The organism is Arenimonas oryziterrae DSM 21050 = YC6267 (assembly GCF_000420545.1).
GTDB lineage: Bacteria > Pseudomonadota > Gammaproteobacteria > Xanthomonadales > Xanthomonadaceae > Arenimonas > Arenimonas oryziterrae.
The window spans coordinates 751,261-768,437 of sequence record NZ_ATVD01000001.1 but is presented as its reverse complement, the minus strand read 5'-3'; the positions used below and the strand labels follow the sequence as shown (position 1 = coordinate 768,437).

Here is a 17,177-nt window from a genome sequence, read left to right as displayed (position 1 = left end):
AAACGTTCCTTACTCGAGCCAGCCGTGCGTATCCGGCGTCGTGCCGTTAAACAAGCCAAAGAACATTTCCTGGATCTTGCGCGTGACCGGACCGGGCTTGCCGGTGCCGACATCGCGGCCGTCGACCGAGCGGATCGGCGTGATTTCCGCCGCCGTGCCGCACATGAACAGTTCGTCGCACAGATAGAGGTATTCGCGCGGGATGTCGCGTTCGACCACGTCGATGCCGACCGAGCGCGCGAGCGTGATGATGGTGTTGCGCGTGATGCCGTTGAGCAATGCGGCGCTGACCGGCGGCGTGTGCAATGCGCCTTCGAACACCAGGAACAGGTTCTCGCCGGCGCCTTCCGAGAGCAGGCCGGTCGATGCGAGCGCGATGCCCTCGCCGAAGCCCAGACGACGCGCTTCGCGCGCGACCAGCTGGCCGGAAAGATAATTGCCGCCGGCCTTCGCGCCCGCGGGAATCGTGTTCGGCGCGAAGCGCTGCCAGCTCGACACGCAGGCGTCGATGCCGCGATCGATCACGTCGGCGCCGAGATAGCGGCCCATGTCCCAGCACGCGACCGCGACCGAGGTCGGGCAGTCGGCGGAAAGACCGAAACCGCCCAGATCGCGATACGCGATCGGACGCAAATAGCCCTGGCCCATCTTATTGGCCGCGAGCACATCGCGGCAGGCCTGGTTGAGCTGGTCGACGGTGTACGGAATCGGCATCTCGTAGATCTTCGCCGACGCGAACAGGCGACGGTTGTGGTCGCTGAGGCGGAAGATTTTCGGACCGTGGTTGGTGTCGTAGCTGCGGATGCCTTCGAACACCGACGAGCCGTAGTGCAGGCCGTGCGCCATGACGTGCACGGTCGCGTCCTGCCAGCGTTTGATCTCGCCGTTGTGCCAGATGAAATCGGGGTAACGCTGGGTCATGGCCGGGGTTCCTGTGGGCAAGCGGCAATTCTAACTTGCCGGCCCCGGCGGCCGTCAGTTCAGTAGCGTATCCACCAGCAACCGGCGTTCGCCTGCAGGTGGAAATAGGTCGTCTGCGAGCCGGCGTCGCTGCGGCTGCTCATCTGGTCGACGCGAATCAGGTCCGGCGCCGGTGGCCCCGGGGGCGGGGGCGCCGGCGGCGCCTCCAAGCCCAGGCTCAGTTCGGCCGAGGTCGGGCCGTCGACGAATTCCGCGGGCGCGGCCGGCGCTTCCTGGTCGCGGAAATCCATGCTCGACACCAGCTGCGCGTCGACCAGCGGCCGCTCGCTGAACACGCTCAGGCGGTCCATCAGCCGGTAGGCCTCGGTCGTGCCCATGCCGGTCCAGTGGTAGTACGCGGCGAAGCGGTTCACGTCCTGCGACTCGAGCGCGGAGCGCACGCCGAACAGCAGGTCGTCGCGGGTGCGCGCGCAGCTGCGCACGGCGACATGGGCGCTGGCGCCGACCGCGCCGGCGGGCGCGGTGACCTGCTCGGTGCCCTGCATGTCCTCGCAGCGGCGGTCGGTGAAGATCGAGCGGCCGTCGGCGCCCACGCAGCGGTGGATGCCACCCTGCGCGCGCGCCTCCTGCCCGTGCACGGGCACGAGCAGCAGCAGACAGGCGGCGGTGAGGCTCGCGGCGCGTTTCATCGCGCGAGCGTAGCGCTTGCTCAGCCCAGACGCGAGAGCACGGCCTCGGTCGGGCGGGCCAGGTTCAGCGTGTAGAAATGCAGCTCGGGCACGCCGGCGTCGAGCAGGCGACGGCACATGCCGGCGACCAGGTCGGCGGCCAGTTCGCGGATGCTGTCGGCGTCGTCGCCGTAGGCCTGCATGCGCTTGCCGATCCAGCGCGGAATCTCGGCGCCGCAGGCGTCGGAGAAGCGCTTGAGCTGCGAGAAATTGGAGATCGGCATGATGCCCGGCACGATCGGCGCGGTGACACCGAGCTTGCGCACATCGTCGACGAAGCGGAAATACGCATCGGCGTTGAAAAAATACTGGGTGATCGCCGAATCCGCGCCGGCGTCCATCTTGGCCTTGAAGTGCTGCAGGTCCACGAGCGCGTCGTCGGCCTGCGGATGCATTTCCGGATACGCGCCGACTTCGATGCGGAAGTGGTCGCCGTGTTCTTCGCGGATGAAACGCACCAGGTCGGAGGCATAACGCAGGTCGCCCATGCGCGCCATGCCCGAGGGCAGGTCGCCGCGCAGCGCCACCAGGCGCGTGCAGCCGAGCGCCTTGTACAGGCTCAGCAATTCGCGAATCTCCTCGCGCGTGCCGCCCATGCAGCTCAGATGCGGGACGCCGTTGAGTTTGTGCTTCTGCCGGAGTTCGCGGACCGTTTCGGGCGTGTACGACAGCGTCGAGCCGCCAGCGCCGAAGGTGACCGACACGAACTCGGGCGAATAGGCCTTGAGCTTGCGCACGGTGCGGTCGAGCTGGGTGCGTTGCTCGTCGGTCTTGGGCGGGTAGAACTCGAAGCTGAACTTGGGCATGGGTCGGACGCGAGAAGGATGGCTCTGGGCCTAATATATCTCTATTTCCGGATGAAGCGATAATGTTGGCGCAAGAGGGGCCTCAGCCCGAAACCTTGGCCAGGCGTTCGCATTCCAGGGCGTAGTCCGGAGACATGCGCTGACGCAGATGCGGCCATTGTTTTTTCCAGAATGCCGGACTCCCGATGCGCCAGGCCGGGATCGCGTCGGCAAGGAAAATGCCGTAGCGCTCGGCGTTCTTGCGCGCGGCATCGTCCGACGCATAGTCGACAACGACGCCGATCAGGTCGAGCTCTGCGCGGTCGCGCTCTTTCGCCGGCAGGCTCGCATCGTGGGCGAGACGATCGAGCTGTTGCTCGAGGAACGCACGCGCGACGCCGATCGCCAGGGAAAATTGCAGCTGGCCCATGTCGTCCTGCTTTTCGACAAGTTTGTGCAGGTTTGCGTTGCGGCTTTGCAAGACATGGAGGGGATGCATGATGCGAATGGCCTTGCCGCCGGGCAGAGTAACGTCGACGGCTTTTGCCTCGACGTCCGCGCGCTCGATACCGACGACCGAATGCAGCAAGTCGACGTTGTAGATGCGTTCGTCCCCTGCCGGCGCGATCGCGCTGCCTACAAGCGCCGAGATTGCACTGGCAGGCAGGACTTCTTTGCGACCGCGGATCGCACGCGCAAACCGTGTCAGTGGCGCGGCATTGGCAGGGTCGCGAGTGAAGAAATCCACGTCACGCGAGATCGCCGGCAGATTCGTCGGGTGCGCTATCCGGTAGTAGTCCATCCAGTACGCCAGGGCCTGCCCCCCGACCAAAACGACGTCCGACGAGGCGCTATCGATCACGCGATCGACAAGCTCGCGAGGGATGTAGGCTTCGCCGTCTCGACTCAAGATTCAACCTTTTCCCGGGAAAACGACGGAAAGACAACCGTGCTGTCTCGGGCCGCCGACGCCGGAATGAAATGGAAATAGCTGGCGTCGCGGGTACCGCGGCGCACGTCCAGCGCGTCGAGTCGGCGAGTGGCTTCGATCGAGGCTTTTACCGCGCCCAGCTCGCTGGCAGGCGTTCGTGCCGACGCCACCGCCATGCCCAGTTTGGCCCAGTACTCCAGTTGCTGGGCAATGCTTCGGTTCTCCAACTGGGACTCCAGTTGGGCGAGGGCATAAAAATCGTCGGAGATGCGGATGTTCTTGGCCATGCCACATTTTGTGGCAAATTGCCACAAAATGCAATTCAGGCAAGAAAAAGCCCGCGGATCGCTCCGCGGGCCGGCTGTCGCGTCGGGTGGCGGCAGGCGCCGCCCTCTCGCAGGCTCAGTAGCGGTAATGGTCGGGCTTGTACGGGCCTTCCACGTCCACGCCGAGGTACGCGGCCTGGTCGGCGGTCAGCGTGGTCAGCTTCACGCCGATCTTTTCCAGGTGCAGGCGCGCGACTTCCTCGTCGAGCTTCTTGGGCAGGATGTAGACCTTGGCTTCGTACTTGTCCTTGTTCGCCCACAGGTCGATCTGCGCGAGCGTCTGGTTCGAGAACGAGTTCGACATCACGAAGCTCGGGTGGCCGGTGGCGCAGCCCAGGTTCACCAGGCGGCCTTCGGCCAGCAGGTAGATCGCGTTGCCGCCGGGGAAGGTGTACTTGTCGACCTGCGGCTTGATGTTGAGCTTGGTCACGCCGGCGAGGTTGTTGAGCGCATCGACCTGGATCTCGTTGTCGAAGTGGCCGATGTTGCAGACGATCGCCTGGTCCTTCATCGCCTGCATGTGCGCGACGGTCAGCACGTCCTTGTTGCCGGTCGTGGTGACGTAGATGTCGCCGCGGCCGAGCGTGCTTTCGACGGTGTTGACCTCGAAGCCTTCCATCGACGCCTGCAGCGCGTTGATCGGATCGATTTCGGTGACCACGACGCGGGCGCCGTACGCGCGCAGCGAATGCGCCGAGCCCTTGCCGACGTCGCCGTAACCGCAAACCACAGCGACCTTGCCGGCCAGCATCACGTCCATCGCGCGCTTGAGGCCGTCGGCCAGCGACTCGCGGCAGCCGTAGAGGTTGTCGAACTTGGACTTGGTGACCGAGTCGTTGACGTTGATCGCCGGGACCAGCAGGTTGCCGGCCTCGACCATCTGGTACAGGCGGTGCACGCCGGTCGTCGTTTCTTCCGACACGCCCTTCCAGTCCTTGACCACATTGGTCCAGAAACCGGGGCGCTCTTTCGCGACGCGCTTGAGCAGGTTCTTGATGATCTGCTCTTCGTGCGAGCCCGACGGGGTGTTGACCCAGTCCGAACCCTTCTCGAGCTCATAGCCCTTGTGGATCAGCAGGGTGACGTCGCCGCCGTCGTCAACGACGAGCTGCGGACCCTTGCCGCCCGGGAAGGTGACCGCGTCGAGCGTGCAGTCCCAATATTCTTCCAGCGTCTCGCCTTTCCACGCGAACACCGGCGTGCCGGTCTTGGCGATCGCGGCGGCCGCGTGGTCCTGCGTCGAGAAGATGTTGCACGAGGCCCAGCGCACGTCGGCGCCAATGTCCTTGAGCGTCTCGATGAGCACGGCCGTCTGGATGGTCATGTGCAGCGAGCCGGTGACACGCACGCCCTTGAGCGGCTTGGCAGCGGAATATTTCTTGCGGATCGACATCAGGCCCGGCATCTCGTGCTCGGCGATATCGAGTTCCTTGCGGCCCCAGTCGGCGAGCGTGATGTCGGCGACTTTGTAGTTGGGGGTCAGGTTGGTGACGGCATTCATGGTGAAACCTCCGGATGATGACTTGCGAGGGATTCGCAAATTCCGGGCGCCGTTGCAGTTGCACTCCGTACCGAGCCTGTTCCCTTGCCATGCGATGGCCGGGTTTGCAGCGCCCCTCGGCAGGAGGGTGTTCTTGCTTTGCTCCCTCTCCCGCCCCGCGGGAGAGGGCCGGGATGAGGGCGGCCCCTCAGGGCCGGCGCGCAGTATATCGCTTCCTCGCGATGGAGGAATGAAAGAGTGCCAAGCTCCGGCTCAGGCCCGAGGTAAGGCCCTTGGTAAAGCCAATTGGCGCAAGAGCTACGGCAGTAAAGGCAAGCCAAGTTCTTTCAGAAACTCGTTGTGCTTTGCCGTCGCCTTGCGGATCTCACCCTCGATCTTGACCAGCTCGCTGTGAGTCGCCCCCAGATCGATCTCTGTCTCGGAAATGGTCGTGCTGATGTAGCGCGAGATATTAAGGTTGTAGCCTTCCTCAGCGATCCGCTCCATCGAGATCCGCTTCGAATAGCGGTCCTCTTCCTTTCGGAATTGGTAGGTGTCGATAATCTTGGCGATGTGCGCGTCCGTCAGTTGGTTCTGGCGTTTTCCCTTCACGAAGTGTTCGGCGGCGTTGATGAAGAGCACATCATCGGGCTTCTTGCACTTCTTGAGCACAAGGATGCAGACCGGGATACCGGTCGAGTAGAAGAGGTTTGCCGGCAGGCCGATGACGGTGTCGATGTGGCCGTCTTTGAGCAGCTTGGTGCGGATGCGTTCTTCGGCACCGCCACGGAAAAGCACGCCGTGGGGCAGGATGATGGCCATCACGCCCTCGTCTTTGAGGAAATGAAAGCCGTGCAGCAGGAATGCGAAATCGGCGGCGGATTTGGGGGCCAGGCCGTGGTTCTTGAAGCGCACGTCTTCACCCATCGCATCCGTCAGGTCCCAGCGGTAGCTGAAGGGTGGATTGGCGACGACGGCATCGAACGCGGGTTTCTTGGCGGGGTTCAGCTCGCGCAGCATGTCCCAATCGTTGGTTAGGGTATCGCCGTGGTAAATCTCGAACTCCGTGTCCTTCACCCCGTGCAGCAGCATGTTCATGCGCGCCAGGTTGTAGGTGGTGATGTTCTTTTCCTGCCCGTAAATCTTGCCGATACCGTGCGGGCCCATGCGCTTGCGCACATTGAGCAGCAAGGAGCCGGAGCCGCAAGCGAAGTCGAGCACGCTGGCGAGACGCTCTTTCTTGCCGGTGGCGGGTTCCTGGCTGTCGAGGGTGACGATCGTGGAAAGGATGTCGGAGATCTGCTGCGGCGTGTAGAACTCGCCCGCTTTCTTGCCCGACCCGGCGGCAAACTGGCCAATCAGGTATTCGTAGGCATCGCCCAGGGCATCGATGTCGGAGGAGAATTCCGCCAGTCCTTTGGCAATCTCCGCGATGATGCGGCAGAGCGTGGCGTTGCGGTCTTCATACTTGCGGCCGAGCTTGTCCGAGCCAAGGTTGATCTCGGAGAACAGTCCGTTGAAGGTGCTCTCGAAGGATTCGTTTTCGATGTATTTGAACCCTGCCTGCAGGGTATTGAGCAGTTCGCCATTCTGGGTGCGGGCCAGGTTGGCGATGCTGTTCCACAGGTGCGCCGGCTGGATGACGTAATGCACCTTGCGGCGCATCTGTTTCTCGAATTCGGTGACGTCGTCCGGGTTGTTGGCATACCAGAGGGACAACGGCACGCGGCGGTCGTCCGCGGCGAGCGTGGGATAGTCTTTGCCCAGCTCCTTCTTCGCTGCCGTTTCGTAATTGTCCGAGAGGTAGCGCAGGAAGAGGAACGACAGCATGTAGTCGCGGAAATCGTCCGCGTTCATCGCCCCGCGCAGTTGGTCGGCGATGTTCCAGAGGGTCTTGCCCAGCTGCTTTTGGTCTTGAGCATTCATGCTGCGGGTGTTTCCTGAGTTACGGGCGCGCTGGGGAACAAAGCCGGGTTGAACGGGTAGCGGTTGATGAAATCGTGGAGGATTTTCCGAAAATAGTTCTTGTTCTCCTCCAGCATCTCCTGCGGCTCATACAGTGAATAGCCGCCGTGGCTTAGGATGTTGACGAGGCGCTGATGCAGAAGGCCTTCCTCGTCGTTGGCATCCTGTTTGATGCAAGCGGCAAAATGCCGATAGCCATGAAAGCTCGCTGTCTTTTCCAGGACGGTACGCAGCATATTGAAATGATGTGTAAATAGCCGACCACTCCGCTCCGCCTCGTATAACTCAGCTAGCGCGGCGACATGGTGGAAAAATGGAGTCTCTCCGGTTTCCCGAATAACGTAGCCGCCCGGTTGCTTGTCCCGGCTCAGGAAATACTGGAGCGCCTTCTTGTTTCTGCTCTCCTCCCTGATTTCATTATAGAGAACGTTGAAAAAGAGCGTGTGGTGGGTCGAGATGACGGCCTTGAGGGGACTGCCCGGCTTCTTGAGCAGTTGGGCCAGATGATTTGCCACCGTAATGGCGTTGTGTTCATCCAATGATGAAACCGGATCATCTATGTAGATGTATTTGACCCATTTGTAGGCCTCGGCTCCGTCCATCGCGAGCTGGACAATGGCGAGGAAGAAGCACCAGATGAAGATGCTCTCCTCGCCCCGGGAAACCTTTATGTCGTCAACGGTTTCGGTCTTCGCGTCTTCGCCTTCGCCCGAAGTAACAATTCGAGAGAAGCTTACTTTCCACTCGACCGTGTCAATCCTGAAATCGAAGTCGGCGTAGCGGCTCAGCAGCGGTCGGATGCGGTTATCCATTTCCAACTCGACGAGCCCGGCGAAAAAGCGGGAATCCTTGTTGATCTTGAGGGCTCGCTCGCGGTCGTTTTCCAGATCGTTGTCCCACGTAAATAAGTCTTCGGTAAAGGCATTGAAGTAGAGCGTGTCGCGCTCGTCGCCATTCCTTCCGAGGTCCTTGAAGGCTGCGGACAGGCGCGTCTTGCCCGTGCCGTTGTAGGCATAAAGCAGAATGAATTTCTTGGCCGCCAATTCCTGGCGTAAGTGGACGGCTAAAGCTTCCAGATCGACAAAGGGGGTTGCGCTCATGCCTCGACCGCTTCCGGGAAGGGGAAAAGCTGCTGCATCAGCCCTAGCTTGTGTGACTTGACGGCCGCGAGCTGCTGGGCTTGCGCGGCGATCAGGTCATCAAGGCTGGTGAGGCAGTCGGCGATGCGTTGTTGTTCGGATACTTTGGGAGGCAGCGGAATGGTGAATGACCTTATTTGCGCAAAGTTGAGCCCTTGCCGATTGCCTCCAGCTTGGAAGCTGTCGATCTGCTTTTGGCCCTCCGGAGAAATAAGATACTGGTTTAGATAGAAGTGATTCAGTTCAGCTGCTTTGACGCGAATAATGCAAACGTGCTGATTCACATTGCCACCCGCGATCCTTCCATCGGAAACCGCACTCCGCCCGATAGATGCTCCCGTGATGTTGAGGAGGACGTCGAAGACCTGTATTTCAGTCGAGCTAAACGAACTGTGGGTTTCCTCATCAATGAATGCAACGTCGTCCAAAATCAGTTCGCCCCAACCGACATTCTGGCTGCGCACGAAAGGGCGACCCGTTTGTTTGTAGTTCTTGTCGCCACCGTTGGGGGTTATTCCGCTTCCAACCTTGGCCGTCCTTGAGCCCAGGTCTCCGTCGCCCCACTCCCCAGCAGCTATGAATTCGGCGAAGCGAAGGCGGGGTTGGGTTTCGCCTTCGCGGGGGAAAAGCTGCTGCATCAGCCCTTTTTTATGGGTCTTGAGCGCGTCCAGTTTCCGGGCTTGGCCAGCCAGCAGCTCGTCCACGGAGCTCAGGCACTCGGCGATTTTTTGTTGTTCAGGAAACGACGGGCAATGAATTGGAAGCTGCTGCAATTCGGAAAAGTAAAGGTTCTTGACGTTCTGTCCTTCAACAACCTTTGCGAACTGCTTATACAAGCCCCGGAAATAGTACGTGTAGAACAGAGGGTGTTGTTTGGTCTCGAGAACGCTGATCATTTCCCCAATGGCAATGTCTTTCAGAGGCAAGTAGGCACAGCACTTCCCAAAATCCTCTGGCTTCTCGCCGACACGCGGGATCAGTATTTCTCCACCTTTGCTGAACCGCAAAATCTCCGGGGCCGTATTGGTCCGAGAGTAGGTCTCGGTGATGACCGGACCAAACTTGGTGTATAGCTCACCGTATCGGACACAAGGGGTTGGAGCATCCTCTGCCAAGGACCATTTTGGGGCACTCTTGCCGTAATAGAAGTGCCCTAAGGCTCCGATTGTCGTTGGTTCCCACGCGTCCGCCTCCCGAAACTCCGGAAAGCGCAACTTCGGAACCAGCGCGGACGTTGCCACTTCCTTCATGGCGCCGGTTTTCGTCTTACTGCTCATACGCGCTGAGTCCTGAGATGTCGCGGCCTTGGGCGCGTTTGGTGAGCAGCGGGTGCAGGTCTTCCATGAGGGCAAGTTCGGCCTGAGTACGGGCTTTCCAGCCCAGCTCCAGTGGGGCCATGAGGTCGCTCAATTGCTCGCCATCGAAAATCATGCGTTGCAGGATGCCGTCCACGAAGCTTTGCAGAGCGGCGGTGGCGAGGTTGTGCTCGGCGGCGATGGCGGCCAGTTCGGCGGCGTCTTTTTCCGCCTTGAAGCGGGTGTAGCCGTCGCGGATGGCTTTTTCGCTGAGGCCTTCGCCGGCTTTCAGGGTGGCGATGTAGGCGGCGATGTCTTCGCGCTCGTTCATGAACTTGGCATCGGACTGGATGAGGCCGATGAGCTGCTCGCGGCTCATCTTCTGCTTGCCCGGCGTCTGCTGGGAGAAGCGGGAAATGAGGCCCATGATGTAGTCGTAGTCAATGAGGGCGGAGGCAAACAGAACGAACTCGAAATCGAGCTGGTCCACGTCGTGCGGCGCGCGCTTGTCGCTGCCTTTGCCCTGCTGGGCCTTGAGGCGCTGGGCGGTCTCCAGATAGGCGCCGCGGAAGCCGAGAAGGTTTTCCTTGGGCAGGATGTGCTCGATGGTGGCGGCGTTATCTTCGGTGAGGTCGGTGTATTGGTCGAGCTGGGTCTTGAGGCGCTGCACTTCCTTGAAGTGGTTGATGAAGGCGGCGCGGGCGTCGTCGCCCTTGAGGTTGGGTACCGCCTCCGGGGCCGTGGCCAGGCCCTGGGATTTCATAAAGGCATCTAGCTTTTGCACGGCGGCATCTAATTTCTGGATAACGACGGGGGCCTTGTCGACGAGCCAGATTTCGCGGGCTTTCTCGCCGGCTTGCCCGCCAGAGAACAGGGCGATGGCGGCATCTACCGCATCCCGCTGCTGGCGAAAGTCCAGAATATTGCCATAGGGCTTTGTGCCGTTGAGCACGCGGTTGGTGCGCGAGAAAGCCTGAATCAAGCCGTGGTGCTTGAGGTTCTTGTCCACGTAAAGCGTATTTAGAAATTTGGAATCGAAGCCGGTGAGCAGCATGTCCACCACGATGGTGATGTCGATTTTCTGCGCGTGCGGAAAATCTGCATTGGGCCATTGCTGGTCTTTGATGCGCTTTTGCACATCCTGATAGTAGAGGTCGAACTCGCCGAGGGTGTGGTTTCCGCCGTAGCGGGCGTTGTAGTCGGCGAGGATGGACTTGAGGGCGGCTTTCTTCTTCTCGGGCTCGACGGCGTTGTCTTCCTTTTCCTGCGGCAGGTCTTCCTGGATCTGCTTCACATCGGCATCGCCCTCGGCGGGCGGGGAGAAGACGCAGGCGATATTCAGCGGCTGGAAGTCGGGCTCGGCGGCCTGCTTTTCCACCTGCATGGTCTTGAACAGCGCGTGATATTCGATGGCATCGTTGATGGATGCGGTGGCAAGCAGGGCATTGAATCGGCGCTGGCCGGTGGCGGCATTGTGCTTGGTGAGGATGGCCTCGATGACGGCGCGCTTGGCGATGGCCTCGCCGGGCTTAGGCGGCTTGTCGCCTTTCGGCTTGAAATAATCGACGTGGAAGCGTAGGACGTTCCCGTCTTCGATGGCGTGGGTGATCGTGTAGGCGTGAAGTTGCTTTTGGAACAGCTCCTCGGTGGTCTGCATCGAGGCCTGCTGGTCCTCGATCTTCACGCGGCTGGCGTTCTCCTCAAATATTGGCGTGCCCGTGAAGCCGAAGAGCTGGGCCTGGGGGAAGAATTCCTTGATGGCCTTATGGTTCTCGCCGAACTGGGAGCGATGGCATTCGTCGAAAATGAAGACTATGCGTTTGTCGCGGAGCGGCTCGAGCTGCTCCTTGTAGGTCTGCAGGTCGTTATTTTTCCGCTGCTTGTTGCGCTTGCTGTTTTCATCCAGCGCGAGGCCGAGCTTCTGGATGGTGGTGACGATGACCTTGTCGGCGTAGTCATCTGAGAGGAGGCGGCGCACCAAGGCACCGGTGTTGGTGTTTTCCTCGACGCAGCCTTCTTGGAATTTGTTGAATTCCTCGCGGGTCTGCCGGTCGAGGTCTTTGCGGTCCACGACAAACAGGCATTTCTCTATGTCCGGATTGTCCTTGAGCAGCGTGGATGCTTTGAAGGAAGTGAGCGTCTTACCGCTACCGGTGGTGTGCCAGATATAGCCGTTGCCGCAGTTCTGGTGTATGCAGTCCACGATGTGCTTCACGGCATAGACCTGATACGGACGCATCATCATGAGCTTTTGCTCGCTGGCGATGAGCACCATGTAGCGATTGATGGTCTGGCCGAGCGTGCACTTGGCGAGAAAGGTTTCGGCAAAGCTGACGAGGTGGGTGATCTTTTTGTTGTCCTCGGCGGCGAACTGATAGACGGGCAGGAAGCGCTCATCCTGATTGAAAGCGAAATGGCGGGCGTTGTTGTTGGCGAAGTAGTAAGTGCTGTCGCGATTACTGACTATGAAAAGCTGGAGGAAGCAAAGCAGTGTTTTGGTATAGCCGTTGCCAGGGTCGTTTTTGTATTCGACGATCTGCTCCATGGCCCGGCGTGGACTGATGCCGAGGGTCTTGAGCTCGATCTGCACGCAAGGGACGCCGTTGATGAGCAGGAGAACGTCGTAGCGGTGGTGGCTGTAGTCGGTGTTGATGCGGAGCTGGTTGACGACCTCGAAAGTGTTCTTGCACCAGTCCTTGAGGTTGACCAACGTGTAGTTCAGTGGCGTGCCGTCATCGCGGGTGAAGCTGTTGCGCTCGCGGAGCGTGCGGGCTGCGGTAAAAACATCGGGGGAGACGATTTCTTCCAGCAGGCGCGGGAATTCGCTATCGGTGAGGCTGACGCGGTTGAGAGCCTCGAATTTTTCGCGGAAATTCTGCTCCAGCGAATAGCGATCACAAATATCTGCGCGGTAGACGTACTTCAAGCCCTCAAGCTTTTCAATGAGTTCGTCTTCAAGGTTGCGTTCGGAGACTTTCATGGCCACCAAGATTCGTTCATCGGAGAAGGATACTTGACTCGGGAGGGAAGCTGGGAATGGGAGCCAGTTGAGCCGAACGGCCACAGGTCGAGACAACGGCAAATCAGGCTCCCGACCTTGTTGCCGCTGGTCTTGCTTGCGCCGAGGGTGTTGCGCGGGCCCGCCCAGGCGCTTCACCGACCTGCCGCCGAAACGCGGTACTGAACGTACTCGCCGACCGATACCCCACGCGTTCCGCCACCTCATCGATCGTAAGCCCACCCCGCCGCAACAACTCCTTCGCCACCGCCATCCTCCACCCCAACAAATACGCAATCGGCGGCACCCCCACCGCTTTCGTAAACCGCTCAAAAAACACCGACCGCGACAGCGCCGCCTCCTTCGCCAGCGCCGCCATCGTCCACGCGCGTCCCACCTGCGCATGCATCCGTTGCAACGCCACCGCTATCCGCGGATCTGCCAGCCCGCGCAGCAAGCCGGGCGTGGCGTGGGCCGCGTCGGCATGGCTGCGCAGGGCCTCGATCAGCAGCGCATCCACGAGTCGGGCTTGCATCAGTTCTCGGCCAGGTCGCGCGTCGTTTGCTTCTTCGCGCAGCAAGTGCACCAGGCGCGTCAGGCGGTCGACGCCGCGCACGTGGACCTGGCCGGGCAGTAGGGACACCAACAGACCGGCGTCGGGGGTGGCGAATTCGAACCAACCGCCTAGCGAGACAAAATCGGCATCGCCGCCCAGGCGACCGTGCCGGAGTGGTTTGTCGTCGACCACGACGGCGCCGGCTTGCGGGTCCAGTCGCACTGGCGGGATCGGGGCGCCGCCGGACAGGGTGAAGCCAGGTGTCGCCGGCAGCAGTACGAAGTCCCCCGCTTGCAAGTCGAGCGGCGCATGCCCGTCGACGGCCAAGCGGGCCTGGCCGGCCAGGATCACGGTGAAAGCGGGCTGGCCGAAGGCGCCGTAGCGCACGGCCCAGTCGCCGGCGCCCTCGATGGTTCGCGAGAACACGGCTCGGGGCTGCAGGCGCTGGATCACTTCGGACAGGGGATCGGCCATTCCGGACGCTCGCAAACAAAAACCGGATCATGGAGCGTAGTCCGTCCGGATGGCGGCCGGCAAGCTGGACTCCCCAACCAAGGAGTTCCGCCATGAAGTCGATCCTCATCACCGGTACCTCGTCCGGCTACGGCCTGGCCACCGCCCGCCACTTCCTCGCCCAGGGCTGGCGCGTCGTCGCGACGATGCGCACGCCGCGGCCCGAGCTGTTCCCGGTCTCGCCGAACCTGCAGCTGCTGGCGCTCGACGTCACCGACGTGGCCAGCATCCGCGCCGCGTTCGATGCCGCCGGCGACCTGGACGCGATCGTCAACAATGCCGGCATCGGTGTGGTCGGCGCGTTCGAGGCCACGCCAATGGCCACCGTGGACGACGTGTTCGCCACCAACACCTTCGGCGCGATGGCGGTTTGCCAGGCGGCGATCCCGCGACTGCGCGTGCGTGGCGGTGGCGTGCTGGTCAACGTCACTTCCAGCGTGACGCTGGCGCGCATGCCGCTGGCGGCGGCGTATGCGGCGAGCAAGGCGGCGGTGGATGCGTTTACCGCGTCGCTGGCGTTCGAGCTGGAACCGTTCGGCATCCGCACGAAGCTGGTGATGCCGGGCTATGGCCCGACGACGGCGTTTGCGGCCAATGGTGGCGAGCGCATGCAGGGGCTGGTGCCGCCGGAGTATGCGGCGTTCGCGGAGAAGGTGTTTGCGGGGTTTGCGAATGTGACGATGACGACGCAGGAAACCGATGTCGCGGAGGCGGTGTGGCGCGCGGTGCAGGATGGCACGGGGCAGTTGCGGTTTGCGGCGGGGGCGGATGCGGTGGCGTTGGCGCAGGCGAGGTGAAATAAAACGGGCCGCTCGCGCGGCCCGGCTTTTGATCCTGGGAAAGTTATACCACCCGGATCAATCTCGGTGGTGTAACCGTGCGAGGGCATTCCGGATAGGATTTTCGGGCAACTCCCGATGGTCGAGAAGGTTATACGTAATTTATTGTTGATTACGTATAACCTCGGATGTAGAGTTCCCCCAGGCCCTTGTGCGAGCCCCGCCCATGCCCCGATTCACGCCCCTGTCCTCGTCCGCCCAGACGGCATACGCCCAGTTGCTGGACGCGTCCCATGCGGCTGAGCTGATGCGAACCGTGGCCGACTTGCCGGGCACGTTCGCACGCAAGCAGGTCAAGGGTCGTCCGTACTGGTACTACCAGTACTTGGATGTCTCGGGCAAACAACGGCAGGTCTACGTTGGGCCAGAAAACGAACGGGTGTTGGCCCTGATCGCCACGCGTGCCGAGGGTGGGGCGAAACCGGCACTGCAGGCGTTGGCGCAATCGGCGGTCGCCCTGGGCAACGCGCCGATGTTGCCCAAGCATTTCAAGGTGATGCAGCGACTGTCGGACTACGGTTTTTTCCGTGCGGGTGGGGTGTTGATCGGGACGCATGCATTTCTCGCATTCGGCAACATGCTGGGGGTGCGCTGGACGGATGGTCAGCGCACGCAGGACGTGGATTTCGCGCACGCCGGCAAGGCACTGGCGATTGCATTGCCTGCCGATGTCGAGATCGACGTGCATGCCGCACTGGACTCGTTGCGGATGGGCCTGCTGCCCATCGAGCGTTCTGATGGCGGCATCGGCGGGACGTATCTCGATCCGAAGGATCCGGAGTTCCAGATCGATTTCCTGACGCCGTTGCATCGCGACGGGATGAAGCCTTTCCGACACCCGCAACTGGGCATCACCTTGCAGCCACTCAAGTTCATGGAATACCTGCTTCAGGATATCCAGCAGGCCGTGGCTTTTGCCGGCAGCGGCGTGGCGGTGGTCAACGTTCCGCACCCGGCGCGTTATGCGCTGCACAAGTTGTTGGTTGCCGGCGAGCGACCGGCGTCGCGCATCGCGAAGTCGAACAAGGACATTCAGCAATCGGCGGCTCTATTGTCGTTGCTCAAGGAGCAGGCCGAGGGGCAGGTGCAGGATGCCTGGGCCGATATCCGGAATCGCGGACCGGGCTGGTTGTCGCGATTGCAACAAGGGTATGCGGCGCTGGCGCGTGTGGCGCCTGAGTTGGATGTGGTGGGGTGGTTGCGCTTCTAGTGCAAGAGTGGCGCGAGGCTGAATGAAAACGGGCCGCTTGCGCGGCCCGGTTGCCCTCACCCCGGCCCTCTCCCGCACGCGGGAGAGGGAGTTCGGCGCGTTACTTCTTGAGACCGGCGTCTTTGCGCAGCGCGTCGGCGCGATCGGTTTTTTCCCACGAGAACGCAGTCGCGGTGTGCTTCTTGCCGGCGCCGTCGAGGTAGCTGATCTCGTGCGGCTTGCGGCCGAAGTGGCCGTAACTCGCGGTCGGCTGGTAGATCGGGTGCAGCAGGTCGAGCATCTTGGTGATGCCGTACGGGCGCAGGTCGAAGTGGCGGCGGATCAGCTTCTCGATCTTCTCGTCGCTGATCTTGCCGGTGCCGAAGGTGGTGACCGAGATGCTGGTCGGCTCAGCGACGCCGATCGCGTACGACACCTGCACTTCGCAGCGGTCGGCCAGGCCGGCGGCCACGAGGTTCTTGGCGACGTAACGCGCCGCGTAAGCCGCCGAACGGTCGACCTTGGACGGATCCTTGCCCGAGAACGCGCCGCCGCCGTGACGGGCCATGCCGCCGTAGCTGTCGACGATGATCTTGCGGCCGGTCAGGCCGCAATCGCCGACCGGGCCACCGATGACGAACTTGCCGGTCGGGTTGATGTGGATCTTCGACTTCGGCAGATCCTTCAGCCATGCCTTCGGCAGCACGGGCTTGAGGATGTGCTCGTGCACGGCCTCGACCAGCGCCTTCTGCTTGATGTCTTCATCGTGCTGGGTCGACAGCACCACGGCGTCGAGGCCGAGAATCTTGTTGGTGCCGTCCTCGTAGCGCAGGGTGACCTGCGACTTCGCGTCCGGACGCAGCCACTTGAGCTTGCCGGACTTGCGCACCTTGGCCTGCTGCTCGACCAGACGATGCGAGTAGTACAGCGGCGCCGGCATGAATTCCGGGGCTTCGTTGCAGGCGAAGCCGAACATCAGGCCCTGGTCGCCCGCGCCCTGTTCTTCCGGCTTCTTGCGGTCCACGCCCTGGTTGATGTCCGGCGACTGCTTGCCGAGCATGTTGATGATCGCGCAGGTGTGGCCGTCGAAGCCGACCTTGGAATTGTCGTAGCCGATGTCGTTGATGACCTTGCGCGCCAGCGACTCGATGTCGACCCAGGCCGAGGTCGTGACTTCGCCGGCGACGATTGCCGCGCCGGTCTTCACCATGGTTTCGCAGGCCACGCGCGCGCGCTTGTCCTGCGCCAGGATGGCGTCGAGGACGGCGTCGGAGATCTGATCGGCGATCTTGTCCGGGTGACCTTCGGAAACGGATTCGGAGGTGAAGAGGTAGCTGCTCATCGGCGGGTTATATCCCTTGATTCGGATGAAAGGATGGATTTGGGGTGGCGCATGATACACGCCGCGGCCAGGCAGTGCATCTTGGCCGCCGCGGCGTTTGCTGGATGTTAAGGAATTCCGCGGGTGTTGGGGGCGTCGTCGGCGCGGACGCGCTGTCACCGGACTGACCC

14 protein-coding genes and 1 riboswitch are annotated in these 17,177 nt (G+C 61.7%); of the genes, 2 read left to right on the top strand and 12 right to left on the bottom strand.

Features of this window, described 5'->3' with window-relative positions; translation table 11 throughout:
• Positions 1-9: 9 nt before the first annotated feature.
• From G467_RS0103865 to G467_RS15280, 11 genes are all read right to left on the bottom strand, one after another.
• Positions 10-921 (bottom strand): branched-chain amino acid transaminase, encoded by a 912-nt coding sequence (locus G467_RS0103865; RefSeq protein WP_022968416.1) that lies wholly within the window; start codon positions 919-921, stop codon positions 10-12.
• A 59-nt stretch (positions 922-980) separates the two neighbouring features.
• A complete protein-coding gene (locus G467_RS17325; protein WP_022968415.1) occupies positions 981-1,610 on the bottom strand; it encodes a DUF4124 domain-containing protein in 630 nt (209 codons plus the stop codon).
• 20 nt (positions 1,611-1,630) lie between these two features.
• On the bottom strand, positions 1,631-2,455 hold the full coding sequence (metF, locus tag G467_RS0103855) for a methylenetetrahydrofolate reductase [NAD(P)H] (protein WP_022968414.1): 825 nt from the start codon (positions 2,453-2,455) through the stop codon (positions 1,631-1,633).
• Between the two features lie 82 nt (positions 2,456-2,537).
• On the bottom strand, positions 2,538-3,344 hold the full coding sequence (locus G467_RS0103850) for a hypothetical protein (protein ID WP_022968413.1): 807 nt from the start codon (positions 3,342-3,344) through the stop codon (positions 2,538-2,540).
• Entirely contained in the window at positions 3,341-3,652 is a 312-nt protein-coding gene (locus G467_RS15285; RefSeq protein ID WP_022968412.1) for a TA system antitoxin ParD family protein, read from the bottom strand. Before G467_RS15285 ends, G467_RS0103850 begins: the two co-directional genes overlap by 4 nt.
• Before the next feature lie 115 nt (positions 3,653-3,767).
• A complete protein-coding gene (gene ahcY / locus G467_RS0103840) occupies positions 3,768-5,192 on the bottom strand; it encodes an adenosylhomocysteinase (protein ID WP_022968411.1) in 1,425 nt (474 codons plus the stop codon).
• 37 nt (positions 5,193-5,229) lie between these two features.
• Positions 5,230-5,316, bottom strand: a riboswitch (S-adenosyl-L-homocysteine riboswitch).
• Positions 5,317-5,489: 173 nt separating this feature from the next.
• Positions 5,490-7,097, bottom strand: a complete 1,608-nt coding sequence (locus tag G467_RS0103835) for a type I restriction-modification system subunit M (protein ID WP_022968410.1) — start codon at positions 7,095-7,097, stop codon at positions 5,490-5,492.
• Positions 7,094-8,236 (bottom strand): AAA family ATPase, encoded by a 1,143-nt coding sequence (locus G467_RS0103830; RefSeq protein WP_022968409.1) that lies wholly within the window; start codon positions 8,234-8,236, stop codon positions 7,094-7,096. Before G467_RS0103830 ends, G467_RS0103835 begins: the two co-directional genes overlap by 4 nt.
• Positions 8,233-9,552, bottom strand: a complete 1,320-nt coding sequence (locus G467_RS0103825; RefSeq protein WP_022968408.1) for a restriction endonuclease subunit S — start codon at positions 9,550-9,552, stop codon at positions 8,233-8,235. The genes G467_RS0103830 and G467_RS0103825 overlap by 4 nt, the downstream gene beginning before the upstream one ends.
• Complete coding sequence (locus G467_RS0103820) at positions 9,542-12,550, bottom strand: type I restriction endonuclease subunit R (RefSeq protein WP_022968407.1); 3,009 nt, start codon at positions 12,548-12,550, stop codon at positions 9,542-9,544. Before G467_RS0103820 ends, G467_RS0103825 begins: the two co-directional genes overlap by 11 nt.
• A gap of 103 nt (positions 12,551-12,653) precedes the next feature.
• Entirely contained in the window at positions 12,654-13,598 is a 945-nt protein-coding gene (locus tag G467_RS15280) for an AraC family transcriptional regulator (RefSeq protein WP_022968406.1), read from the bottom strand.
• Between the two features lie 92 nt (positions 13,599-13,690).
• On the opposite strand from G467_RS15280, the gene G467_RS0103810 reads away from it, so the two are divergent.
• Together G467_RS0103810 and G467_RS0103805 are read left to right on the top strand one after the other, a co-directional pair.
• A complete protein-coding gene (locus G467_RS0103810; protein ID WP_022968405.1) occupies positions 13,691-14,434 on the top strand; it encodes an SDR family NAD(P)-dependent oxidoreductase in 744 nt (247 codons plus the stop codon).
• A gap of 208 nt (positions 14,435-14,642) precedes the next feature.
• Positions 14,643-15,686, top strand: coding sequence for a GSU2403 family nucleotidyltransferase fold protein (locus G467_RS0103805; RefSeq protein WP_022968404.1), 1,044 nt, complete (start codon positions 14,643-14,645; stop codon positions 15,684-15,686).
• Between the two features lie 100 nt (positions 15,687-15,786).
• On the opposite strand, the gene metK is transcribed toward G467_RS0103805, so the two are convergent.
• Positions 15,787-17,007 (bottom strand): methionine adenosyltransferase, encoded by a 1,221-nt coding sequence (gene metK / locus G467_RS0103800; RefSeq protein ID WP_022968403.1) that lies wholly within the window; start codon positions 17,005-17,007, stop codon positions 15,787-15,789.
• Positions 17,008-17,177 lie beyond the last annotated feature (170 nt).